Below are 23,504 nucleotides of genomic sequence, written 5' to 3' on the forward strand. Positions count from 1 at the left end.
CCTCAAGATGAGATTTCCCATAGCGTAAGCTAGTAAGATCCCTGAAAGATGATCAGGTTGATAGGTTCGAGGTGGAAGCATGGTGACATGTGGAGCTGACGAATACTAATAGATCGAGGACTTAACCATATAATATGTAGCAATGTTATCTAGTTTTGAAGGAATATGCCTTCATAGTTTGGTGATGATGGCAGAGAGGTCACACCCGTTCCCATACCGAACACGGAAGTTAAGCTCTCTAGCGCCGATGGTAGTTGGGACCTTGTCCCTGTGAGAGTAGGACGTCGCCAAGCAAAAACCTAAGTCGTTTCGACTTAGGTTTTTTTGTGTTTATTTTTATTTACCGGATGTTATAATCCATAAATTTAAAAACGCTAAAGACGAAAAAAGAATGAAATAGAGACTGTTTAAAATAATAGCAATGATTTTTTGTGTTCCTGATTTTCCTAATGCCGCTAAAGTAATACTTAAAATAGGACACATTATTTCTATCATAAGTATATATTTTAAATAATGAGATGCTATAAATAAGTATTCAATAATTACAACAATTACTGCGATAGAAAAAATAAATAGGATAATAGCGTAGTTCTTTCTTTCATGTTTATCCTCCTTAGAAATTAAATCGTTATAATAAAAGTTCTATTGATGTGTAGAATACAAGATTGTACATATTGTGATTTAAAACATACTGAAGTACTATATAAACGATTATAAGTAAATAGATCTCTAGAAATATATATTCTAATTCCCTTTTCTTCTTGCATATAGTTGCAATTCTTGTTTTGAATATAACTAAAACACGAACGTTATTGACTACTAATAAAAAAACATTCGATTATTTATTGACATCGTTTATGAAATATTGTTAATATAGCCATAGAAACAATAATATAAGACCTCATATAATCGCGGGGATATGGCCTGCAAGTCTCTACCTAACGACCGTTATTCGTTAGACTATGAGGGAAAGTCACTCGGTATTTTTCTATTCACAAGGGATACGTATGCCTGAGTAGAGCGCTTTCTCTCATAGTAAAAGAGAAACTGTTCTATTTCAGGCTTTTTTTATTTGAATCGGGGGGATTCTAATATGAAATCACTAGTTGGAGTCATAATGGGAAGTACATCAGACTGGGAAACAATGAAATATGCTTGTGACATTTTAGATGAATTAAATATACCGTATGAGAAAAAAGTTGTATCCGCTCATCGGACTCCGGATTATATGTTTGAATATGCAGAGACGGCTCGTGAACGTGGATTGAAAGTTATTATTGCTGGAGCTGGTGGAGCAGCACATTTACCAGGAATGGTTGCAGCGAAGACAAATCTTCCTGTAATTGGAGTTCCAGTTCAATCAAAAGCATTAAACGGCTTAGATTCATTATTATCCATCGTCCAAATGCCAGGAGGTGTTCCAGTTGCAACTGTTGCAATTGGTAAAGCCGGTTCAACGAATGCTGGATTACTTGCTGCACAAATACTTGGATCATTCCATGATGATATACGTGATGCATTAGAATTGAGACGAGAAGCGATTGAAAAAGATGTGCGTGAAGGTAGTGAGCTAGTATGACGAGAATCATTTTACCTGGAAAAACAATCGGCATTATTGGAGGCGGCCAGCTAGGAAGAATGATGGCATTGGCAGCCAAGGAGATGGGATATAAAATTGCTGTTTTAGATCCTACAAAGCATTCACCATGTGCACAAGTTGCTGATATTGAAATTGTTGCACCGTATGACGATTTAAAGGCAATTCAGCATTTAGCAGAGATAAGTGATGTTGTCACATATGAATTTGAGAATATTGATTATAGATGTTTACAATGGCTTGAAAAACATGCTTACTTGCCACAAGGTAGCCAGTTGTTAAATAAAACGCAAAATCGTTTTACAGAAAAGAATGCAATTGAGAAGGCTGGGTTACCAGTAGCAACGTATAGATTAGTTCAAAATCAAGATCAGCTTACAGAAGCAATTGCTGAGTTATCATTCCCTTCCGTCTTAAAAACGACGACAGGTGGATATGATGGGAAAGGGCAAGTTGTTTTAAGAAGTGAGGCTGATGTTGAGACAGCAAGAGATCTTGTGGATAAAGCAGAGTGTATTTTAGAGAAATGGGTGCCTTTTGAAAAAGAAGTATCCGTTATTGTGATTCGTAGTGTAAGTGGTGAAACGAAAGTATTTCCGGTAGCGGAAAATATTCATGTAAATAACATTTTGCATGAATCTATCGTTCCAGCTCGTATTACAGAAGAGCTTTCTCAAAAAGTAATTGCTTATGCAAAGGTACTTGCGGATGAATTAAAACTTGTGGGAACACTAGCTGTAGAGATGTTTGCTACAGCTAATGGTGAGATTTACATTAATGAATTAGCACCAAGACCTCACAATTCAGGACACTATACACAGGATGCATGTGAAACGAGCCAATTTGGTCAACATATTCGAGCAATCTGTAATTTACCTCTAGGAGAAACAAATTTGTTAAAACCAGTTGTCATGGTAAACATTTTAGGCGAACATATAGAAGGGGTCCTAAGACAAGTGAATAGATTAACCGGGTGCTATTTACACTTGTATGGAAAAGAAGAAGCAAAAGCACAGCGAAAAATGGGGCATGTTAATATTTTAAATGATAATATTGAAGTCGCTCTAGAAAAAGCGAAGAGTTTGCATATTTGGGACCATCAAGAACAACTGTTGGAGGGAAAAAGATGATTAGTCGTTATACACGCCCTGAAATGGGTGCGATTTGGACGGAAGAGAACAAATTTAAAGCGTGGTTAGAAGTTGAGATTTTAGCTTGTGAAGCATGGGCTGAGCTTGGCGATATTCCAAAAGAAGATGTTAAAAAAATTCGTGAACATGCATCATTTGATATTGATCGTATTTATGAAATTGAAAAAGAAACACGTCATGATGTAGTTGCATTCACTCGTGCTGTATCAGAAACGCCAGCACTAGGTGAAGAACGTAAATGGGTTCATTACGGTTTAACATCTACAGATGTAGTAGATACAGCATTATCTTACATCTTAAAACAAGCGAATGAAATTATATTAAAAGACTTAGAGAACTTTGTAAGCATTTTAGCTAACAAAGCGAAAGAGCATAAATACACAATCATGATGGGAAGAACACACGGTGTTCATGCAGAACCAACAACATTCGGTTTAAAACTTGGTCTTTGGTATGAAGAGATGAAACGTAACGTAGAGCGTTTCAAACAAGCTGCTGATACAGTTCGTGTTGGTAAACTATCTGGTGCGGTTGGTACATATGCAAATATCGATCCATTCGTAGAAAAATATGTTTGTGAAAATCTAGGATTAGAAGCAGCACCAATTTCAACACAAACATTGCAACGTGATCGTCACGCACACTACATGTCAACACTTGCATTAATCGCAACATCTATCGAAAAGATGGCAGTTGAGATTCGTGGCTTACAAAAGAGTGAAACACGTGAAGTTGAAGAAGCTTTCGCAAAAGGCCAAAAAGGTTCTTCTGCAATGCCACATAAGCGTAATCCAATTGGATCTGAAAATATGACTGGTTTAGCTCGTGTTATCCGCGGTTATATGATGACAGCTTATGAGAATGTTCCATTGTGGCATGAGCGTGACATTTCTCACTCTTCAGCAGAACGCGTAATTTTACCAGATGCTACAATCGCATTAAATTACATGTTAAATCGCTTTGGTAATATCGTTAAAAACTTAACTGTATACCCAGAGAATATGAAACGCAATATGACAAGAACATACGGCTTAATTTATTCTCAGCGCGTAATGCTTACACTAATCGACAAAGGTATGGTACGTGAAGAAGCTTATGATATCGTACAGCCTAAAGCGATGGAAGCTTGGGAAACACAAGTACAATTTAAAGAGCTTGTAGAAGCTGATGAGCGCATTACAAGCAAGTTAACACAAGAAGAAATTAATGAATGCTTCAACTATGAGCATCATATGCAACACGTTGATACAATCTTTGAACGCCTTGGATTAAACGAAGCGTAAAATTTCATATGGCACAGAATAGAGTCATTCTGTGCCATTCTTTATAAAAATATTATTCACATTTTTCAAACTACAGGGGGCTTGCGAAATGCAAAAGCTAGAATTGCTGTATGAAGGTAAGGCAAAAAGAATTTATCGTACAGAATCAGCAGATATGGTTTGGGTAGAGTACAAAGATAGTGCGACTGCTTTCAATGGGGAGAAAAAAGAGACGATTACAGGAAAAGGTCGTTTGAACAATGAAATTACAACTTTATTGTTCAGAAAGTTACAAGAAGTAGGAATTAAAACACATTTTGTTGAGAAGTTATCTGAAACAGAACAACTTGTTAAAAAAGTGAGTATTATTCCTTTAGAAGTTGTCACAAGAAATGTAATTGCAGGAAGTCTTTCAAAACGATTAGGAATGGAAGAGGGAACTGTACTTGCAGAACCAATCGTAGAATTTTACTTCAAAGATGATAATTTAGGAGATCCGCTTGTAACGGAAGATCATATTCGTGTATTAAACGTTGCATCGCCAGAGCAAGTAAGCGTATTACGAGATATGGCTCTACAAATCAATCAAGTGTTGATTGATCATTTCGCAAGCTGTCGTGTAAGATTAGTAGATTTCAAATTAGAGTTTGGTGTAACGGAAGAGGGAGAAATCATATTAGCGGATGAAATTTCACCAGATACTTGCCGTTTATGGGATGAAACGAGCAATGAGAAGTTTGATAAAGACGTATTCCGTCGCGATCTTGGAAATTTAACAGATGCTTATGAAGAGATTTTAAAACGTTTAGGGGGAATTTCACATGTATAAAGTTAAGGTATATGTAACATTAAGAGAAAGCGTATTAGATCCACAAGGAACAGCGGTAAAAGGAGCTCTTCATAGTCTTTCATTCACAGAAGTACAAGACGTTCGAATCGGAAAGTACATGGAACTAACAATTGATAAATCTGTATCTGACTTAGATAGCAAGGTAAAAGAAATGTGTGAAAAACTATTAGCGAACGTTGTAATGGAAGACTTCCGTTATGAAGTTGAGGAGGTTGTCGCACAGTGAAATTTGCCGTAATAGTATTTCCAGGTTCGAACTGTGATGTCGATATGTTCCATGCAATTAAAGATGAGCTTGGCGAAGAAGTAGATTACGTTTGGCACGATACAGAGAATTTAGATGAATATGATGCAATTTTACTACCAGGTGGATTCTCTTACGGTGACTACTTACGCTGCGGTGCTATTTCTCGCTTTGCTAATGCAATGAAAGCAGTACAAAAAGCTGCTGAGCAAGGAAAGCCGATTTTAGGTGTATGTAATGGATTCCAGATTCTTGTTGAATCAGGATTACTACCAGGAGCGTTAATGAGAAACGAAAACTTAAAATTTATGTGCCGAACAGTTCAGTTACGTGTTGAAAATAATGAAACGATGTTTACATCACAATATGAAAAAGATGAAGTAATTAATATTCCAATTGCACATGGTGAGGGGAATTACTATTGTGATGAAGAAACGCTTAAAAGATTAGAAGAGAATAATCAAATCGCATTCCGTTACGTAGAAAACCCGAATGGAAGCGTTTCAGATATTGCTGGTATTGTAAACGAAAAAGGAAATGTACTTGGTATGATGCCACATCCAGAGCGTGCTGTAGATGAATTACTTGGCGGTGCCGAAGGGCTAAAAGTCTTTCAATCTATCTTAAAACAGTGGAGGGAAACATATGTCGTTAATGCTTGAACCAAATCCAACACAAATTAAAGAAGAGCGCATATATGCGGAAATGGGGCTAACAGACGAAGAGTTTGCCATGGTTGAAAAGATTTTAGGCCGTCTGCCAAATTATACAGAAACAGGGTTATTCTCTGTTATGTGGTCTGAACATTGCAGTTATAAAAATTCAAAACCAGTGCTTCGAAAATTCCCAACAACAGGTGAGCGCGTCTTGCAAGGACCTGGGGAAGGTGCTGGAATTGTAGACATCGGTGATAATCAAGCGGTTGTATTTAAAATGGAAAGTCATAACCATCCTTCTGCTATTGAACCATATCAAGGAGCAGCAACAGGCGTTGGTGGTATTATCCGTGACGTATTCTCTATGGGAGCACGCCCAGTAGCTCTATTAAACTCACTTCGATTTGGGGAATTACAATCACCACGTGTGAAATATTTATTCGAAGAAGTAGTAGCAGGGATTGCAGGGTACGGTAACTGTATCGGTATTCCAACTGTTGGCGGCGAAGTACAGTTTGATCCATGTTATGAAGGAAATCCACTTGTAAATGCAATGTGCGTAGGCTTAATTAATCATGAAGATATTAAAAAAGGGCAAGCGCACGGTGCTGGAAATACGGTAATGTACGTAGGAGCATCAACTGGTCGTGACGGTATTCACGGTGCAACATTCGCATCTGAAGAGTTATCTGAAAGCTCAGAGGCGAAGCGTCCAGCAGTTCAAGTAGGAGATCCATTTATGGAGAAACTTCTTATTGAAGCTTGCTTAGAGCTAATCCAATCAGATGCACTTGTTGGAATTCAAGATATGGGTGCAGCTGGTTTAACATCATCTTCTGCAGAAATGGCAAGTAAAGCAGGAATGGGTATTGAAATGTACTTAGATGATGTACCACAGCGTGAAACAGGAATGACACCATATGAAATGATGCTATCTGAATCACAAGAACGTATGCTAATCGTTGTGAAAAAAGGTAGAGAGCAAGAAATAGTAGATTTATTTGAGAAGTATGGTCTTGCAGCCGTTACGATGGGGAAAGTAACGGAAGACAAAATGCTTCGTTTATTCCATAAAGGTGAAAAGGTAGCTGAAGTACCAGCAGATGCTCTTGCAGAAGAAGCACCAATTTATCATAAACCATCAAAAGAAGCAGCATACTTTGCTGAATTCCAGGCAATGAAAATGGAAACACCAAAAGTAGAAAATTATAAAGAAACGTTATTCGCTCTATTACAACAACCGACGATTGCAAGTAAAGAGTGGGTTTATGATCAATATGATTATCAAGTTCGCACAAGCACAGTTGTTACACCAGGTTCAGATGCAGCAGTTGTACGTGTACGTGGTACAGAAAAAGGATTAGCAATGACGACAGATTGTAACTCTCGCTACATTTATTTAGATCCAGAAGTGGGCGGTAAAATTGCGGTAGCAGAGGCAGCGCGTAATATCGTATGCTCTGGCGGTGAGCCACTTGCAATTACAGATTGCTTAAACTTCGGTAACCCAGAAAAACCAGAAATCTTCTGGCAAATTGAGAAATCAGTAGACGGTATGAGTGAAGCTTGTCGCACATTACAAACACCAGTTATCGGCGGAAACGTATCGATGTATAACGAACGTAGTGGCGAAGCTGTATATCCAACACCAACTGTTGGGATGGTCGGACTTGTACATGACTTAAAACATGTAACAACACAAGAGTTTAAGCAAGCTGGTGATTTAGTTTATATAATCGGTGAGACGAAAGCTGAGTTTGGCGGAAGTGAATTACAGAAAATGATTCACGGAAAAATTTTCGGTCAATCACCAAGTATCGATCTAGATGTAGAATTAAAACGCCAAAAACAAGTATTAGAAGCAATTCAAGCTGGTCTTGTTCAATCTGCACATGATGTTGCTGAGGGTGGTTTAGCAGTTGCAATTTCAGAAAGTGCAATTGGTGCTAACGGCTTAGGTGCTACTGTGAAATTAGATGGAGAAGCAACAGCAGCATTATTCGCTGAATCACAGTCTCGCTTCGTGATAACTGTAAAACGTGAAAATAAAGAGGCGTTTGAGAAAGCGGTAGAAGCAATCCAAGTTGGCGAAGTAACAAGTACAAATGAAGTAACAATTCATAATGAAGAAAATGAAGTATTACTTACAGCAAATGTAGATGAAATAAGAAAGGCTTGGAAAGGGGCAATCCCATGCTTGCTGAAATAAAGGGGTTAAACGAAGAATGTGGCGTTTTCGGAATTTGGGGGCATGAAAATGCAGCACAAGTTTCATACTACGGATTGCACAGTTTACAGCACCGTGGGCAAGAAGGCGCAGGCATTGTCGTAAATAATGGGGAAAAAATCGTCGGTCACAAGGGATTAGGTTTAATATCAGAAGTGTTTTCAAGAGGTGAGTTAGAAGGATTAAATGGAAAATCAGCAATCGGACATGTACGATATGCAACAGCTGGTGGAAGTGAAGTTGCTAACGTTCAACCATTGTTGTTCCGTTTTTCCGATCATAGTATGGCGTTAGCTCATAACGGAAATTTAATTAACGCAAAAATGCTTCGTCGTGAATTAGAAGCAGAGGGAAGTATTTTTCAAACTAGTTCAGATACAGAGGTACTTTTACATCTTATTAAACGTAGTACGAAAGACTCTTTAATTGAAAGTGTAAAAGAGGCTCTAAATAAAGTGAAAGGTGCGTTTGCGTATCTTTTACTAACTGGAAATGAAATGATCGTTGCGTTAGATCCAAATGGATTCCGTCCGCTTTCAATTGGAAAGATGGGGGATGCTTACGTTGTAGCATCTGAAACATGTGCTTTTGATGTAGTAGGTGCAACATACATTCGCGATGTAGAACCTGGTGAATTACTTATCATTAATGATGAAGGAATTCACGTAGATCGTTTCACAAACGATGTAGAACATGCGATTTGTAGTATGGAATATATTTACTTTGCACGACCAGATTCTAATATTGCTGGTGTTAACGTTCATGCAGCGCGTAAAAATATGGGAAAACGTTTAGCAGCGGAAGCTCCTATTGAAGCGGATGTTGTTACTGGTGTACCAGACTCTAGTATTTCAGCTGCGATTGGCTATGCGGAGGCAACAGGCATTCCGTATGAATTAGGATTAATTAAAAATCGTTACGTTGGACGTACTTTTATCCAGCCTTCTCAAGAACTGCGTGAGCAAGGGGTTAAGATGAAGCTTTCCGCAGTAAGAGGTGTGGTTGAGGGGAAACGAGTTGTTATGATTGATGACTCTATCGTAAGAGGAACGACAAGTAAACGAATTGTTCGTATGCTTCGTGAGGCTGGAGCGACAGAAGTTCATGTAAGAATTGCTTCACCACCTCTGAAATATCCATGTTTCTATGGCATTGATATTCAAACGAGAAAAGAATTAATTGCAGCAAATAATACAGTAGAAGAAATCCGCGAAATGATCGGAGCAGATTCTTTAACATTTTTAAGCGAAGATGGATTAGTAGATGCAATTGGACGTCCATATGAAGGGAAATATGGCGGCCTATGCATGGCTTACTTTAATGGGGACTATCCAACAGCTCTTTATGATTATGAGCAAGAGCTTTTAGAAAGTATGAAATAAGAAAAGTGAAAAAAGCTTCTACTTCTTTTGCTGTAGAAGCTAGCTTTTTTCTTAAAACGGCCCGCCCTGGATGGGGAGAAATTAAAAGACGAGGTGTAAATAACGATGGCGAATGCATATAAGCAAGCAGGAGTAGATATTGAAGCTGGATATGAAGCGGTATCTCGCATGAAAAAACACGTACAAACAACTATGAGAAAAGAAGTACTAGGCGGTTTAGGCGGTTTTGGAGGTATGTTTGATCTATCAAAATTTGCATTAGAAGAACCTGTATTAGTATCTGGAACAGATGGCGTGGGAACAAAATTGATGCTCGCTTTTATGGCAGATAAACATGACACAATTGGTATTGATGCAGTAGCAATGTGTGTAAATGATATTGTTGTCCAAGGAGCAGAGCCGCTTTTCTTCCTTGATTATATTGCTTGTGGTAAAGCTGAACCTAGTAAAATTGAAAACATCGTCAAAGGTATATCAGAGGGCTGTCGCCAAGCTGGTTGTGCATTAATCGGTGGAGAAACAGCTGAAATGCCAGGAATGTATTCTACGGAAGAATATGATTTAGCTGGTTTTACAGTTGGGATTGTTGATAAAAAGAAAATTGTAACAGGTGAAAAGATTGAAGCTGGTCACGTGCTAATTGGCTTAGCATCTAGCGGTATTCATAGCAATGGTTACTCTTTAGTACGAAAAGTGTTACTAGAAGATGGAGAACTATCTTTAGAGCGTATTTATGGACGCTTAGAACTACCTCTTGGTGAAGAATTATTAAAACCAACGAAAATTTATGTCAAACCTATTTTAGAACTATTGAAGAAGCATGAAGTATACGGTATGGCGCATATTACAGGGGGCGGATTTATTGAAAATATCCCACGTATGTTGCCAGAAGGAATTGGTGCTGAGATTGAACTAGGATCTTGGAAAATTCAGCCTATCTTCCATTTACTTCAAGAAGTTGGGAAACTGGAAGAGAAAGAAATGTTCAATATTTTTAACATGGGTATTGGTATGGTAGTAGCAGTGAAGGAAGAAGATGCAAAAGAAGTTGTTCGTCTTCTTGAAGAGCAAGGAGAAACGGCTCGTATTATTGGACGTACTGTACAAGGAGCTGGCGTTACTTTTAATGGGGGCAAAGCACTATGAGTAGATTAGCAGTTTTTGCTTCTGGAAGTGGATCTAACTTTCAATCTCTCGTTAATGCGGTAGAAGAAAAAAGATTGGATGCAGAAATTAGTTTATTAGTATGTGATAAACCAGAAGCACGTGCTGTTGGGCGAGCGCATTATCATCATATTCCGTGTTTCGCTTTTTCAGCGAAAGCATATGAGTCCAAAGAAGCGTTTGAAAAAGAGATATTAAAGAAGCTAGAAGAATATGAAATTGATTATATTATTTTAGCTGGATATATGCGTTTAATCGGGCCGACGTTACTAGAAGCATACGGCGGAAAGATTATTAATATTCATCCATCATTACTACCGAGCTTTCCGGGTAAAGATGCTGTCGGTCAAGCGTTAGAAGCAGGTGTGAAAGTAACTGGAGTAACAATTCATTATGTAGATGCAGGTATGGATACAGGGCCAATTATTGCGCAAGAAGCAGTGGTTGTTTCTGAAGGGGATACGAGAGAAAGCTTACAAAAGAAAATTCAGCAAGTTGAACATAAATTATACGTAAATACAGTGAATCAAATTGTTCAGTCTGTGAAAGAAACAACTGTTAACTAACATACAACCAGGGGTGAAGGATAAATGAAAAAGCGTGCATTAGTAAGTGTTTCAGATAAAACAGGAGTAGTAGAATTTGTTAAAGGGTTACTAGAGCAAGGGATTGAAGTTATTTCAACAGGTGGTACGAAAAAGTTACTAGAAGAAAACGGCTTACAAGTAATTGGTATTTCTGAAGTAACTGGTTTCCCTGAAATTATGGATGGTCGTGTGAAAACTTTACATCCAAATATTCATGGTGGTCTATTAGCAGTTCGTGATAATGAAACACATGTAGCGCAAATGAATGAATTAGGTATTCAAGCAATTGATTTTGTTGTTGTTAACTTATACCCATTTAAAGAAACAATCGCTAAGCCTGATGTAACATTTGCTGATGCAATTGAAAATATTGATATCGGTGGCCCGACAATGATTCGCTCTGCTGCGAAAAATCATAAATTCGTATCTGTAATTGTAGATCCAGTAGATTATGATATTGTGTTAGCAGAACTGAAAGAGAACGGTGAAGTAGCAGAGGAAACGAAACGTAAACTAGCAGCGAAAGTATTCCGTCATACAGCAGCGTATGATGCGTTAATTTCTAACTACTTAACAGAGCAAATGGGTGAAGAAAGTCCAGAAACATTAACTGTGACATTTGAGAAAAAGCAAGACTTACGTTATGGCGAGAACCCACATCAAAAAGCAACTTTCTATAAAGCGCCATTCGCAGCAACTTCTTCTGTTGCATACGCAGAACAATTACACGGTAAAGAATTATCGTATAACAATATTAATGATGCAGACGCAGCGCTTAGCATCGTAAAAGAATTTACAGAACCAGCAGTAGTAGCAGTAAAACATATGAATCCATGTGGTGTTGGAGTAGGAACTAATATTCACGAAGCATATACTCGTGCTTATGAAGCAGATCCAGTATCAATCTTCGGCGGTATTATTGCAGCAAATCGTGAAATTGATAAAGCTACAGCAGAAAAGTTACATGAAATTTTCTTAGAAATTGTTATCGCACCTTCGTTCTCGCAAGAAGCTTTAGAAGTGCTGCAAAGTAAGAAGAACTTACGTTTATTAACTATAAATATTGAAAAAGCGACAAGTGCAAGCAAAAAACTAACTTCTGTACAAGGTGGACTTCTCGTTCAAGAGGAAGATACGTTATCATTAGATGAAAGTACAATTTCAATTCCAACGAAACGTGAACCTTCAGAGCAAGAATGGAAAGATTTAAAACTAGCTTGGAAAGTTGTAAAACATGTGAAATCAAATGCAATTGTTTTAGCGAAAGATGACATGACAATTGGTGTCGGTGCGGGACAGATGAACCGTGTAGGCTCTGCAAAAATCGCGATTACACAAGCTGGTGAAAAAGCACAAGGTAGCGCGCTTGCATCTGATGCTTTCTTCCCAATGCCAGATACATTAGAAGAAGCAGCAAAAGCGGGAATTACAGCAATCATTCAACCAGGCGGATCGATCCGTGATGAAGATTCTATTAAAGTGGCAGATACGTATGGGATTGCTATGGTGTTCACTGGCGTACGTCATTTCAAACACTAATAGAGGATGTTTAAAAAGTCCGGTCAAGATAACCTTCGCATGTCGTCGTTGCATCGCCAGTGCGGTACTAATGTAGGAAAGCTACACTCCGTGTCCTCCTGGCAAATGCGCCTAGATCTGCTCGGTGCTCTTGATCCTCCTTTTTAAACCTTTATTGAGATGGATGTTTAAAAAGTCCGGTCAAGATAACCTTCGCATGTCGTCGTTGCATCGCCAGTGCGGTACTTATGTAGGAAAGCTACACTCCGTGTCCTCCTGGCAAATGCGCCTAGACCTGCTCGGTGCTCTTGATCCTCCTTTTTAAACCTTTATTGAGATGGATGTTTAAAAAGTCCGGTCAAGATAACCTTTTATTGATATGAAAAAGCAAACTAGGAGCATAGCTTCTAGTTTGTACTTATTTAATTATTGGGGGATGAAATATGAATGTTTTAGTAATTGGCCGCGGTGGGCGTGAGCATGCTTTAGCTTGGAAGTTTGCACAATCTGCAAAAGTGAAAAAGGTATATGTAGCACCAGGTAATGAAGGTATGCGAGATGTTGCAATACCAGTTGATATTGATGAAAATGATTTTGATGCATTAGTTTTATTTGCCAAAGAGAATAATGTGGAATTAACTTTCGTTGGACCAGAAATTCCACTTATGAATGGAATTGTTGATCGTTTTAAAGAAGAGGGACTTCGCGTATTTGGTCCGAATAAAGCGGCTGCTGTTATTGAAGGTAGTAAAGCTTTTACAAAAGAGCTTATGAAAAAGTATGATATTCCAACTGGGGCGTACGAAACTTTTACCGATTATGAAGAAGCAGTACAGTACATTCAAAAAGTTGGTGCACCAATCGTTATTAAAGCTGACGGATTAGCTGCTGGTAAAGGGGTAACGGTAGCAATGACGCTTGAAGAGGCATTACAAGCTGTGAAAGAAATGCTACAAGATGTGAAGTTCGGCGCGGCAAGTAAGAAGGTTGTTATTGAAGAGTTTTTAGATGGACAAGAATTTTCATTAATGGCATTTGTAAATGGAACAACTGTACATCCGATGGTAATCGCTCAGGACCATAAACGAGCTTTTGATGCTGATAAAGGCCCAAATACAGGCGGAATGGGTGCATATTCTCCAGTACCACAAATTCCAGAATCAGCAGTCCAAGAAGCGATTCAAACCGTATTACATCCAACTGCTCAAGCGATGCTCCAAGAAAATCGATCGTTTACAGGGATTTTATATGCAGGGCTTATTTTAACAAATGATGGTCCAAAGGTAATTGAATTTAATGCACGCTTTGGTGATCCTGAAACAGAAGTTGTATTACCTCGCTTAGAAAATGATTTAGTTGATGTATGTAACGCTGTATTAGATGAAAGTGAGTTAGTGTTAGAGTGGTCAGAGGAAGCAGTAATTGGTGTTGTACTTGCTTCAAAAGGATATCCAGAAGCGTATAAAAAAGGTGAAATTATTACAGGATTAGATCGTTTAGAAGATGCTATTGTCTTTCATTCAGGTACAGCGATGAAACATGGGGATTTTGTAACAAATGGTGGCCGTGTACTATTTATTGCTTATAAAGCGAAAGACTTACAAGAAGCGAAAGATAGAGTGTATAAAGAAATCGCAAAGATTGAAAGCGATGGCTTATTTTATCGTAGTGATATAGGATATCGTGCGATTGGGCATGAGATTACGCGAAGCTAACATATGTTAGCTTCTTTTTTTATAGGAAATAGAGTATAGTACGTTGAATCTTTTCAAGAGATTATAAACTATTTGTATCTATATACACTTTTTCTCTACCTGCTTACATCTTATTTCTCCAATTAATAATAGCAGTATTGAGATGATTAACGTAAGAGCAGCGACAAGGAGTGGGAGGGAAAAACTTTGCATTTGCTCTGCAATAATACCTGTAAAGATTGGACCGATCCCATAAACACCTGTCGTATAACCAATGATTTTATTACTTTCATTCGGTCTTATTCGTTTTGCTTCTGTAGTTGTTAAAATTGTAATTCCGACGAATGTAGCACCTAGAAGGACTGCACTTAGAAATGCCCCAAAAAGGTTTGGAATAAGGAGTAGAGAAAGTAAACTTATAATTTGTAACATATAGGCGGATGTAAGAGCTCGTGTTGGTCCGTACTTCCGAGCAACAGTGGACCAAATGTAACTAGATGGGATGACAGCAATACCGACAATAATCCAGCTACAAGATGCATAGAAGGGTGATAGTGTAATTCTTTCTACAATGGTGACAAGGAAGGTCCCTGTAATGATATAGCCAAACCCTTCGAATCCGTAAGCTAAAATAAGCCAAAATAAATAGTTTTTTCTATGAGATGTAGCTTGTATAGTACTTTTTGGTTGCTGTATAGTACGTCTACTGTCCTCTCTTAACCATTTCCATACAAGGATAGCTAAACTAAAACTAATAAGTCCTAACCCAATCCATGCACCTTGCCAATTCCAAATTGAGTTGAATAAAGGTGCGAAACTTCCAGAGAAAATAATGCCAATTCCAACACCGCTATAAATCATGCCACCTAGCATGACTTTATTACTTTGAAATAAATAATCTAAAACAATACTAGAGGCAAGAACAAATACAATTGCACTTGTGAAACCACCGATAAAGCGAAGGGGAAACCATAAAAAGATATAAGAGGTTAAGCCCATACAAAGAGTTGAAAGAACATTGAAGAATAAACAGAGGTGTAATATTTTTTCACGATTTTTTATCGTAATGAATCCAATAAAGAATGCCCCAAGTAAATAACCAAGATAATTACTGGACGCTAAATATCCAGCGAGGTCATCTTCTATATGGGCTTGCTTTTCCATAAAAGAAATAATCGGTGTGTAGGCGAACCGACTAATACCCATGACAGCTATTAAAGAACATATCCCAGCTATAATCATTTTCCATGTTTTTGTTTCTTTCATATAATCTCCCTTCTTGAAATATCTTCTAATATATATGATAGAGGAATATATATGGGGCGTAAAATACTGATTTTTTATATGTAATATCAAAATTAATGATATGAACGAAGGGATATGAACGAATGAACTTACAAGATTTTGTAGCTTTTTATATGGTCGCGCAGGAGAAAAGTATTTCAAGAGCAGCTATTCGGTTGAATTTTGTTCAATCAAACATAACAGCAAAAATAAAACGGCTAGAAGCTGAATATGAAACACAATTATTTTATAGGCATCGAGATGGAGTTACATTAACACCAGCCGGAGAAAAGTTGTTAACATACGCTGAAAAAATGATTCAATTATTAAATGAATCAAAAAGGCAAGTGAAACATACAGCGGAGCCTGGAGGAGTATTGAAAATTGGAGCGATGGAAACAGCAGCAGCTGTTAGATTGCCCACGATTTTAGCTAATTATCATATGCGCTATCCAGAAGTGGAAATTATGTTGCAAACGCACAATACGGAAGAATTAACGAAGAAGGTACTCTTATATGAAATAGAGGGGGCATTTGTAGCTGATTGTATAGCTGATCCAGCTTTAGAAAAGATAGAAGTATTCCAAGAGGAAATGATGTTACTTTCAAAGCGGAATGTTTTGTGGGATAACGGATATTCGGAATCGCAGTCTTTTATCGTTTTTCAATCAGGTTGTTTTTATAGAAAAGTTTTAGAAGAATGGTTACTATCTGAAGGGATTGTTCCCAAAAAAATAATGGAATTAAATTCTTTAGACGGTATTATTGGATGCGTAAAAGCTGGACTTGGGGTGTCTATGTTACCACGTGAAGTAGCAGAGCAATTTGATAGCCATAAAGAACTTATTCATACACCGTTAGTACATGAAAACAGGTTTATTCCGACTTATTTTATTTATCGGAAAGATAGTGTGAGAACAGCAGCGTTAAGCAAGTTTATTGATGACTTGCTTTGTATAAAAACAGCCCGCTGAAAATTCAGTGGGCTGTTTGTTCATGCATCTTTATCTTTCTTCAATTTTCCTTTTTGCTTTGCCATTTCTCGAAGTAAATACTCGATGTGTGCATTGACGCTACGAAACTCATCATTTGCCCATTTTTCGATGACTGCGTGTAATTCAGGATCAATACGTAATGGAAAGCTTTTCTTTTTAGCCATAATTACTTATAGCCCTTAGTATAGGCTTCCTGTATTAATAACTGGTTGCGCACCTTTATCTGAAACGATGGCAACTAATAGGTTGTTTACCATATTCGCTTTACGCTCGTCATCTAATTCAAGTACGCCTTCCTCATCTAACATATGGATTGAATCCTTCGCCATCTTCACAGCACCTTCAACAATCTCTTTTCTAGCAGCTAATACCGCTTTTGCTTGTTGACGTTGTAGCATCGCATGGGCAATTTCTGTTGCATAAGCTAAATGTGTTAAACGAGTTTCTAATACTTCTACGCCTGCGATTTCAAGGCGCGCTTCTAACTCACGCTTTAATTCTTCAGAGATTTCTTCAGTATTCCCGCGTAACGTAATGCAAGTTTCATCTTGGAAATTGTCATAAGGATATTTTGTTGCGACGTGGCGGATTGCTGTTTCACTTTGAATTTCTACAAATCGATCGTAATGTTCAACACCGAACATTGCTTTTGCAGAATCAACTACTTTATATACAATAACAGCTGCAATTTCAATCGGATTTCCCTCAACATCGTTTACTTTTAATTTCTTACTATTAAAGTTTTCAACACGTAATGAGACAGTTTGACGGAATGCGAATGGAATTGTTAAAAATAAACCATTTTGACGAATTGTTCCTAAATAATTACCAAAGAACGTAATAACTTTCGCTTGATTCGGTTGAACAATACCGATACCTGTAGCGAGAATTGCGGCTAATATAATAGTTAGTGCTGCTCCTACGAAAATTTCTTGTGCAAGGAAAAATATACCGATAGCAGCTAAAATCAAAATTCCAATAATACCGAGAAAACCATTTACATAAAATACTTGTTTTTCTTTCATATGATCGCCTCCTGATATAAAAATGATATCACTTTTATATCATTTTAAGCAAGGGGTATGCACCTAATTTTCTGAAATTTATTGATTGATATCTTTTATGTACATTTTAAAGTTAGAAATAAGAATATACGTTCTGTTTTATGGTAAAATAAAGAAGACTTAACCGCCCACTGCAGCAGCTAAGTCCCTTTGAGAGCATCTTGCATCGTGACAAATGATTCAAAGCGGTTTTGCCAGGATTATTTCTTCAATCGCTGACTCAATCTCTTTGTCAGAAGCGTCATAACTTCCCTTTGACTTTGGCTTGTCATGAGCGGAAGTTTGATTCACTTCTTCTTTAGCATGTCCTTTTTCAGTAAAATTCATGCCAGGCATTTTAAATGCTCCCATATTCATGTATTTTCCAAATTTCCACGCTTCAACAATAGGGCAGAAGCGAACAATTCCCTCTGCAACTTTCATTGCACCAATCCATAGAAAAATGTTAGACCAAGTGCACCACGGCTTGCGTACAAGTTTAGTTGCACTACATCCGAAGAGGACAAGCCCAAGTGTAATTCGAATTAGAGCGTTTATTGTCCCGATGTTTTGCTTCATTAGAAAAACACTCCTTTTTATGAAAATTGAAATAGTAAATACTACTTCTCTTATTAGTATCCCGTGTGATTTTTGGGATATGTAATCCAACATTTGACGTTGAAAAAGATGTTGGATTCGGCGTGTGTGTCAGTAGCTTTTTTTGTTATAATGAAAGAATGCATAAAAAGAAGGTGAAATTAAATCCTTCTTTTTGAAAAATATTTAATAGCTATTTTAAAAAATCAAGATAAAAACTAACTGTTATTTTAAACAGAACTATAGATATAACTAGAGAAAAGGAAGGGTGTTTTCATGTACGATATTTCCGGATGGAAACATGTATTTAAGCTTGATCCAAATAAGGAGTTAAGTGATGAATATTTAGAAATGATTTGTGAGTCTGGAACGGATGCTGTTATTGTAGGCGGAAGTGACGGAGTTACAATTGATAACGTATTACACATGCTAGTTAGCATTCGTAGATATGCAGTTCCTTGTGTATTAGAGGTTTCTGATGTAGAAGCAATTACACCAGGATTTGATTTTTATTACATCCCAAGTGTTTTAAATAGCCGAAAAGTAGAATGGGTAACAGGTGTTCATCATGAGGCATTGAAAGAATTTGGGGATATTATGGACTGGGACGAAATTTTTATGGAAGGGTATTGTGTTTTAAATCCCGAAGCGAAAGTAGCCCAGCTTACAGATGCGAAATGTGATTTAACAGAAGATGACGTTATTGCATATGCGCGTTTAGCAGACAAGTTATTACATTTACCGATATTTTATTTAGAATATAGCGGTACGTATGGAGATGTTGAACTTGTTAAAAATGTAAAAGCAGAATTGAAACAAGCCAAGTTATATTATGGCGGTGGTATTTCTAATGCAGAACAGGCGAAAGAAATGGCGCAATATGCTGATACAGTAGTTGTTGGAAATATTATTTATGATGATATAAAATCGGCGTTAAAAACAGTTAAAGCAGTAAAAGGAGAGTAGGTGCAGGCGTATATGAGTATGACAGATAAGTTATTAAACGGTTTAAATCCACAGCAACAAAAAGCAGTACAAACAACGAATGGACCACTGCTACTAATGGCAGGTGCAGGTAGTGGTAAGACACGCGTGTTAACACACCGTATTGCGTATTTGCTTGGTGAAAAAGGTGTAGCACCATGGAATGTACTAGCTATTACCTTCACAAATAAAGCAGCTCGTGAAATGCGCGAGCGTATTGATAAACTTGTGGGACCAGAAGCAGAAGATATTTGGATTTCGACGTTCCACTCTATGTGTGTACGTATTTTACGACGCGATATCGATCGTATTGGTATTAATCGTAACTTTACAATCTTAGATTCAGGTGATCAGCTAACTGTAGTCAAAAAAATTATGAAAGAGCGCAATATTGATCCGAAGAAATTTGAGCCGCGCTCTATTTTAGCGGGTATTAGTAATGCAAAAAATGAACTGTTATCTGCGGATAAATATGCAAAAAAAATTACAATGGCTGATCCATATGAAAAATTAACGAGCGATGTATACACAGAGTATCAAAAACGTCTTTTGAAAAATAATTCATTAGACTTTGATGATTTAATTATGACGACTATTCAGCTATTTGAACGTGTTCCAGAAGTATTAGAGTTTTATCAGCGTAAGTTCCAATATATTCATGTTGATGAGTATCAAGATACGAACAAAGCGCAATATCTTCTTGTTAAACATTTGGCAGCACGTTTTAAAAATCTTTGCGTTGTAGGTGACTCTGACCAGTCTATTTATCGCTGGCGTGGTGCAGATATTTCTAACATTTTGTCATTTGAAAAAGACTATGAGAATGCACAGGTAATTTTGTTAGAACAAAACTATCGTTCATCACAAAATATTTTAAATGCAGCGAATGCTGTTATTGAAAAAAATACGAATCGTAAACCGAAGAAATTATGGACAGACAATCAAGTTGGAAGTAAAATCTCGTATTATCGTGCTGCAACTGAAAAGGACGAAGCATATTTTGTTGCGAAAAAAATACGTGACGATCTTCAAATGGGGAAACGAAAATACACTGATTTTGCAGTGCTATATCGTACGAATGCTCAGTCTCGTATGGTCGAGGAGATTTTCCTTAAATCTAACATTCCGTACAAAATTGTTGGGGGAACTAAGTTCTACGACCGTAAAGAGATTAAAGATATTTTGGCGTACTTACGTTTAATCGGTAATCCAGATGATGAAATTAGTTTTGCACGTATTATTAACATGCCAAAGCGTGGTATTGGTGCGACTTCTATCGATAAAATTATTAATTACGGTGTACAAAACGGAATTTCATTAACTGCTGTATTTGATGAGATAGAGCATGTTGGAGTAAGTGCAAAAATTACAAAGGCAGTAAAAGAATTCGCAAGTTTATTACACAACTGGGTAAATATGCAAGAGTATTTATCTGTTACAGAATTAGTAGAAGAAGTTATTGAAAAAACAGGCTATCGCGATATGTTGAAAAATGAGCGTTCTTTAGAAGCGGAAGGTCGTTTAGAAAACTTAGACGAGTTCTTATCTGTTACGCAAACATTTGAATCTCAAAGTGAAGATAAGAGCCTTGTTGCATTCTTAACAGATTTAGCACTTGTTGCTGATATTGATCGTGTAGATGAAGACCCAACTGCTGGTGAAGAAGTTATTTTAATGACGATGCACTCAGCGAAAGGATTAGAGTTCCCGGTTGTCTTTATTGTTGGTTTAGAGGAAGGGATATTCCCTCATACTCGTTCTCTTATGGAAGAGGATGAAATGCAAGAAGAACGTCGTCTTGCTTATGTAGGTATTACTCGTGCAGAAGAAGAGCTATATTTATCTAATGCGCAAATGCGTACTTTATTTGGTAGAACAAGTATGAACGCTGCGTCTCGCTTCATTACAGAAATCCCGGCAGAACTAGTGGAATCATTAAATGAAACAGCGCCGAAGCGTGAAAATTCGTTTGGTGCAAAAGGCAGAACAACAAGTAGCAGTAAAATGACAACGACAACCGCAACACGCTCTCGTTCAGCTTTCGCGCGTCCAGCAGCTAAGACGACAGGCGGTGAGCAAATTGGCTGGGCAGTAGGCGATAAAGCTTCCCACCAAAAATGGGGAATCGGTACAGTTGTAAGTGTAAAAGGTGAAGGTGATGCAAAAGAATTAGATATTGCGTTCCCAAGCCCGATTGGTGTTAAACGTTTGTTAGCAAAATTTGCACCTGTGACGAAACAATAGAAAGGAATGAGGATATGTCAAAAGAGATAGCAAAAAAACGTATAGAAGAACTGCGTGATTTGTTAAATACATTTAATTATCAATATCACGTATTAGACAATCCTTCTGTTTCTGATGCGGAATATGACCGTGATATGCAGGAGCTTATAAAATTAGAAGCAGAGAACCCAGAGTTTATGAGTGAAGATTCTCCCTCCGTTCGCGTTGGGGGAACTATTCTTGATATATTTGAAAAAGTAACACATAAGTCACCAATGTTAAGTTTAGGGAATGCATTTAACGAAGGTGATTTACGTGATTTCGACAGAAGAGTATGTCAAGGAATTGATGGTGCGAATGTAAGATATATATGTGAATTAAAAATTGACGGGCTTGCCGTTTCGCTTCATTATGAAAAAGGACGCTTCATTCAAGGGGCGACACGTGGTGATGGTGTAACGGGTGAAGATATTACTCAAAATTTAAAAACGATTAAAGCTATCCCACTTCGTTTAAATGAAGAAGTAACGTTAGAAGCACGAGGCGAAGCTTATATGCCGAAGCGTTCATTCGTTAAACTAAATGAAGAAAAAGAGCAAAATGGAGAAGATGTATTTGCGAATCCGCGTAATGCAGCAGCAGGTTCAATACGTCAACTTGATCCGAAAATTGCAGCGAAGCGTAACTTATCTATGTTTGTGTACGGTCTTGCGAATGTAGAAGAAAAAACAATTCCATCGCACAGTGAATCGCTTGATTTCTTAGGTGAACTCGGATTTAAGACAAATCCAAATCGCCGTACATGTGAAACAATCGAAGAGGTTATAGCTTATGTAGAAGAATGGCAAGAAAAACGTCCGCATCTTGATTATGAGATTGATGGAATCGTTATAAAAGTAGATGATGTTGCTCTTCAAGAAAGTCTAGGAACTACAGCGAAGAGTCCACGATGGGCGATTGCTTATAAATTCCCAGCTGAAGAAGTTGTAACGAGACTAACAGGCATTGAATTAAGTGTTGGCCGAACAGGGGTTGTAACGCCGACTGCAGAGCTAGAGCCAGTGAGAGTTGCTGGTACGATTGTTCGCCGTGCTTCTTTACATAACGAAGATTTGATTCGTGAAAAAGACATTCGAATTGGTGACTACGTTGTTGTGAAGAAGGCTGGAGATATTATTCCTGAAGTTGTGAACGTTATTTTTGATAAGCGTACTGGTAAAGAAGAAGAATACCGTATGCCAACGCATTGTCCAGCATGTGAGAGTGAACTTGTTCGTTTAGAAGAAGAAGTAGCACTTCGATGTATAAATCCGACTTGTCCGGCTCAAATTCGAGAGGGATTAATCCATTTCGTTTCAAGAAATGCGATGAATATTGATGGACTTGGAGAACGTGTCATTACACAACTCTTTGATGCAGATTATATTCGTACATTTGCTGATTTATATGCATTGACGAAAGAGCAATTATTACAGTTAGAACGTTTTGGTGAAAAATCAGCAACAAACTTAATACAAGCAATTGAAAATTCTAAAGAAAACTCGTTAGAGCGATTATTATTTGGTCTTGGAATTCGCCACGTTGGAGCGAAAGCAGCACGTACATTTGCAGAGCACTTTGAAACGATGGATGAGCTTGTAAAAGCAACAGAAGAAGAACTAAAAGCAATTAATGAAATTGGCGAAAAAATGGCTCAATCTGTTGTGACATATTTTGATAATGAAGATGTATTAGAATTATTACAGCAGTTTAAAGAGTATGGCGTGAATATGACATACAAAGGTATAAAAATTGCAGATTTACAAAATGTTGAATCTTACTTCGCAGGAAAAACGGTTGTTTTAACAGGTAAGCTAGAAGTTATGGGACGAAGTGAAGCGAAGAAGAAGATTGAGGCATTAGGTGGAAAAGTAACAGGAAGTGTTAGTAAGAGTACGGATTTGGTTGTTGCAGGTGAAGCAGCTGGTTCGAAATTAGCACAAGCGGAGAAACATAATGTTGAGGTTTGGAATGAAGAGAGGTTCTTACAAGAGCTAAATAAGTAAG

General features: G+C 37.6%; 20 protein-coding genes, 2 rRNA genes, 1 pseudogene and 1 riboswitch. Of the genes and pseudogenes, 18 read left to right on the plus strand and 5 right to left on the minus strand.

Annotated features, from left to right (window positions below):
- Positions 1-129: ribosomal RNA gene (locus tag BM089_RS22725) — 23S ribosomal RNA — on the plus strand; the annotation flags it as partial.
- 48 nt (positions 130-177) lie between these two features.
- Positions 178-293 (plus strand): 5S ribosomal RNA (gene rrf, locus BM089_RS22730).
- 43 nt (positions 294-336) lie between these two features.
- On the opposite strand, the pseudogene BM089_RS31930 reads toward rrf, so the two are convergent.
- Positions 337-602, minus strand: a pseudogene (locus BM089_RS31930) (hypothetical protein).
- A gap of 279 nt (positions 603-881) precedes the next feature.
- Positions 882-983, plus strand: a riboswitch (purine riboswitch).
- A gap of 110 nt (positions 984-1,093) precedes the next feature.
- Here BM089_RS31930 and purE point away from each other — a divergent pair.
- From purE to purD, 12 genes are all read left to right on the plus strand, one after another.
- Entirely contained in the window at positions 1,094-1,579 is a 486-nt protein-coding gene (purE, locus tag BM089_RS22735) for a 5-(carboxyamino)imidazole ribonucleotide mutase (protein ID WP_000839370.1), read from the plus strand.
- The gene (purK, locus tag BM089_RS22740) at positions 1,576-2,727 is read left to right on the plus strand and encodes a 5-(carboxyamino)imidazole ribonucleotide synthase (protein WP_090978160.1); all 1,152 of its coding nucleotides are present in this window, start codon (positions 1,576-1,578) and stop codon (positions 2,725-2,727) included. The genes purE and purK overlap by 4 nt, the downstream gene beginning before the upstream one ends.
- On the plus strand, positions 2,724-4,031 hold the full coding sequence (gene purB, locus BM089_RS22745; RefSeq protein ID WP_000625682.1) for an adenylosuccinate lyase: 1,308 nt from the start codon (positions 2,724-2,726) through the stop codon (positions 4,029-4,031). Before purK ends, purB begins: the two co-directional genes overlap by 4 nt.
- Positions 4,032-4,119: 88 nt before the next feature.
- A complete protein-coding gene (purC, locus tag BM089_RS22750) occupies positions 4,120-4,839 on the plus strand; it encodes a phosphoribosylaminoimidazolesuccinocarboxamide synthase (RefSeq protein WP_001170549.1) in 720 nt (239 codons plus the stop codon).
- Positions 4,832-5,086: a phosphoribosylformylglycinamidine synthase subunit PurS gene (gene purS, locus BM089_RS22755; protein WP_000278823.1), complete on the plus strand. Its 255-nt coding sequence runs from the start codon at positions 4,832-4,834 to the stop codon at positions 5,084-5,086. Before purC ends, purS begins: the two co-directional genes overlap by 8 nt.
- Positions 5,083-5,766, plus strand: coding sequence for a phosphoribosylformylglycinamidine synthase subunit PurQ (purQ, locus tag BM089_RS22760; protein ID WP_048375606.1), 684 nt, complete (start codon positions 5,083-5,085; stop codon positions 5,764-5,766). Before purS ends, purQ begins: the two co-directional genes overlap by 4 nt.
- Positions 5,750-7,969: a phosphoribosylformylglycinamidine synthase II gene (gene purL, locus BM089_RS22765; protein ID WP_090978162.1), complete on the plus strand. Its 2,220-nt coding sequence runs from the start codon at positions 5,750-5,752 to the stop codon at positions 7,967-7,969. Before purQ ends, purL begins: the two co-directional genes overlap by 17 nt.
- The gene (purF, locus tag BM089_RS22770) at positions 7,954-9,369 is read left to right on the plus strand and encodes an amidophosphoribosyltransferase (RefSeq protein WP_000879026.1); all 1,416 of its coding nucleotides are present in this window, start codon (positions 7,954-7,956) and stop codon (positions 9,367-9,369) included. The genes purL and purF overlap by 16 nt, the downstream gene beginning before the upstream one ends.
- 105 nt (positions 9,370-9,474) lie before the next feature.
- Positions 9,475-10,515: a phosphoribosylformylglycinamidine cyclo-ligase gene (purM, locus tag BM089_RS22775; protein ID WP_090978164.1), complete on the plus strand. Its 1,041-nt coding sequence runs from the start codon at positions 9,475-9,477 to the stop codon at positions 10,513-10,515.
- Positions 10,512-11,099, plus strand: a complete 588-nt coding sequence (gene purN / locus BM089_RS22780) for a phosphoribosylglycinamide formyltransferase (RefSeq protein ID WP_053565400.1) — start codon at positions 10,512-10,514, stop codon at positions 11,097-11,099. Before purM ends, purN begins: the two co-directional genes overlap by 4 nt.
- Positions 11,100-11,123: 24 nt before the next feature.
- On the plus strand, positions 11,124-12,659 hold the full coding sequence (purH, locus tag BM089_RS22785; RefSeq protein WP_000745406.1) for a bifunctional phosphoribosylaminoimidazolecarboxamide formyltransferase/IMP cyclohydrolase: 1,536 nt from the start codon (positions 11,124-11,126) through the stop codon (positions 12,657-12,659).
- A 422-nt stretch (positions 12,660-13,081) separates the two neighbouring features.
- Positions 13,082-14,353 (plus strand): phosphoribosylamine--glycine ligase, encoded by a 1,272-nt coding sequence (gene purD, locus BM089_RS22790; RefSeq protein WP_090978166.1) that lies wholly within the window; start codon positions 13,082-13,084, stop codon positions 14,351-14,353.
- 78 nt (positions 14,354-14,431) lie between these two features.
- Here purD and BM089_RS22795 read toward each other — a convergent pair whose 3' ends face one another.
- On the minus strand, positions 14,432-15,598 hold the full coding sequence (locus BM089_RS22795) for a YbfB/YjiJ family MFS transporter (RefSeq protein ID WP_090978168.1): 1,167 nt from the start codon (positions 15,596-15,598) through the stop codon (positions 14,432-14,434).
- A gap of 122 nt (positions 15,599-15,720) precedes the next feature.
- Here BM089_RS22795 and BM089_RS22800 point away from each other — a divergent pair, with 122 nt between their 5' ends.
- Positions 15,721-16,590, plus strand: coding sequence for a LysR family transcriptional regulator (locus BM089_RS22800; protein ID WP_053565396.1), 870 nt, complete (start codon positions 15,721-15,723; stop codon positions 16,588-16,590).
- A 20-nt stretch (positions 16,591-16,610) separates the two neighbouring features.
- On the opposite strand, the gene BM089_RS22805 is transcribed toward BM089_RS22800, so the two are convergent.
- From BM089_RS22805 to BM089_RS22815, 3 genes are all read right to left on the minus strand, one after another.
- Complete coding sequence (locus BM089_RS22805) at positions 16,611-16,775, minus strand: type II toxin-antitoxin system antitoxin (protein ID WP_001085171.1); 165 nt, start codon at positions 16,773-16,775, stop codon at positions 16,611-16,613.
- Between the two features lie 15 nt (positions 16,776-16,790).
- On the minus strand, positions 16,791-17,636 hold the full coding sequence (locus BM089_RS22810) for an SPFH domain-containing protein (RefSeq protein ID WP_053565395.1): 846 nt from the start codon (positions 17,634-17,636) through the stop codon (positions 16,791-16,793).
- Between the two features lie 219 nt (positions 17,637-17,855).
- Positions 17,856-18,233 (minus strand): YgaP family membrane protein, encoded by a 378-nt coding sequence (locus tag BM089_RS22815; protein ID WP_000812341.1) that lies wholly within the window; start codon positions 18,231-18,233, stop codon positions 17,856-17,858.
- Between the two features lie 294 nt (positions 18,234-18,527).
- On the opposite strand from BM089_RS22815, the gene BM089_RS22820 reads away from it, so the two are divergent.
- From BM089_RS22820 to ligA, 3 genes are read left to right on the plus strand one after another with little or no spacing between them, the layout of a single operon-like run.
- Positions 18,528-19,217, plus strand: a complete 690-nt coding sequence (locus tag BM089_RS22820) for a heptaprenylglyceryl phosphate synthase (protein ID WP_000272109.1) — start codon at positions 18,528-18,530, stop codon at positions 19,215-19,217.
- A gap of 12 nt (positions 19,218-19,229) precedes the next feature.
- The gene (gene pcrA / locus BM089_RS22825; protein WP_139213320.1) at positions 19,230-21,479 is read left to right on the plus strand and encodes a DNA helicase PcrA; all 2,250 of its coding nucleotides are present in this window, start codon (positions 19,230-19,232) and stop codon (positions 21,477-21,479) included.
- Between the two features lie 14 nt (positions 21,480-21,493).
- Positions 21,494-23,503, plus strand: a complete 2,010-nt coding sequence (ligA, locus tag BM089_RS22830; protein ID WP_090978170.1) for an NAD-dependent DNA ligase LigA — start codon at positions 21,494-21,496, stop codon at positions 23,501-23,503.
- Position 23,504: the final 1 nt, after the last annotated feature.

This window comes from Bacillus sp. 5mfcol3.1, from assembly GCF_900114335.1.
In the GTDB taxonomy this organism is placed as follows: domain Bacteria; phylum Bacillota; class Bacilli; order Bacillales; family Bacillaceae_G; genus Bacillus_A; species Bacillus_A thuringiensis_S.

Excerpts from the sequence above, each read along its gene's own strand:
- purE (WP_000839370.1), top strand. The coding sequence starts at position 1,094 with ATGAAATCACTAGTTGGAGTCATAATGGGAAGTACATCAGACTGGGAA.
- BM089_RS22820 (WP_000272109.1), top strand. The coding sequence starts at position 18,528 with ATGTACGATATTTCCGGATGGAAACATGTATTTAAGCTTGATCCAAAT.
- purD (WP_090978166.1), top strand. The coding sequence starts at position 13,082 with ATGAATGTTTTAGTAATTGGCCGCGGTGGGCGTGAGCATGCTTTAGCT.
- purS (WP_000278823.1), top strand. The coding sequence starts at position 4,832 with ATGTATAAAGTTAAGGTATATGTAACATTAAGAGAAAGCGTATTAGAT.
- ligA (WP_090978170.1), top strand. The coding sequence starts at position 21,494 with ATGTCAAAAGAGATAGCAAAAAAACGTATAGAAGAACTGCGTGATTTG.
- pcrA (WP_139213320.1), top strand. The coding sequence starts at position 19,230 with ATGAGTATGACAGATAAGTTATTAAACGGTTTAAATCCACAGCAACAA.
- purB (WP_000625682.1), top strand. The coding sequence starts at position 2,724 with ATGATTAGTCGTTATACACGCCCTGAAATGGGTGCGATTTGGACGGAA.
- purF (WP_000879026.1), top strand. The coding sequence starts at position 7,954 with ATGCTTGCTGAAATAAAGGGGTTAAACGAAGAATGTGGCGTTTTCGGA.
- BM089_RS22815 (WP_000812341.1), bottom strand. The coding sequence starts at position 18,233 with ATGAAGCAAAACATCGGGACAATAAACGCTCTAATTCGAATTACACTT.
- BM089_RS22805 (WP_001085171.1), bottom strand. The coding sequence starts at position 16,775 with ATGGCTAAAAAGAAAAGCTTTCCATTACGTATTGATCCTGAATTACAC.
- purC (WP_001170549.1), top strand. The coding sequence starts at position 4,120 with ATGCAAAAGCTAGAATTGCTGTATGAAGGTAAGGCAAAAAGAATTTAT.
- purM (WP_090978164.1), top strand. The coding sequence starts at position 9,475 with ATGGCGAATGCATATAAGCAAGCAGGAGTAGATATTGAAGCTGGATAT.
- purK (WP_090978160.1), top strand. The coding sequence starts at position 1,576 with ATGACGAGAATCATTTTACCTGGAAAAACAATCGGCATTATTGGAGGC.
- BM089_RS22795 (WP_090978168.1), bottom strand. The coding sequence starts at position 15,598 with ATGAAAGAAACAAAAACATGGAAAATGATTATAGCTGGGATATGTTCT.
- purN (WP_053565400.1), top strand. The coding sequence starts at position 10,512 with ATGAGTAGATTAGCAGTTTTTGCTTCTGGAAGTGGATCTAACTTTCAA.
- purL (WP_090978162.1), top strand. The coding sequence starts at position 5,750 with ATGTCGTTAATGCTTGAACCAAATCCAACACAAATTAAAGAAGAGCGC.
- BM089_RS22800 (WP_053565396.1), top strand. The coding sequence starts at position 15,721 with ATGAACTTACAAGATTTTGTAGCTTTTTATATGGTCGCGCAGGAGAAA.
- purH (WP_000745406.1), top strand. The coding sequence starts at position 11,124 with ATGAAAAAGCGTGCATTAGTAAGTGTTTCAGATAAAACAGGAGTAGTA.
- BM089_RS22810 (WP_053565395.1), bottom strand. The coding sequence starts at position 17,636 with ATGAAAGAAAAACAAGTATTTTATGTAAATGGTTTTCTCGGTATTATT.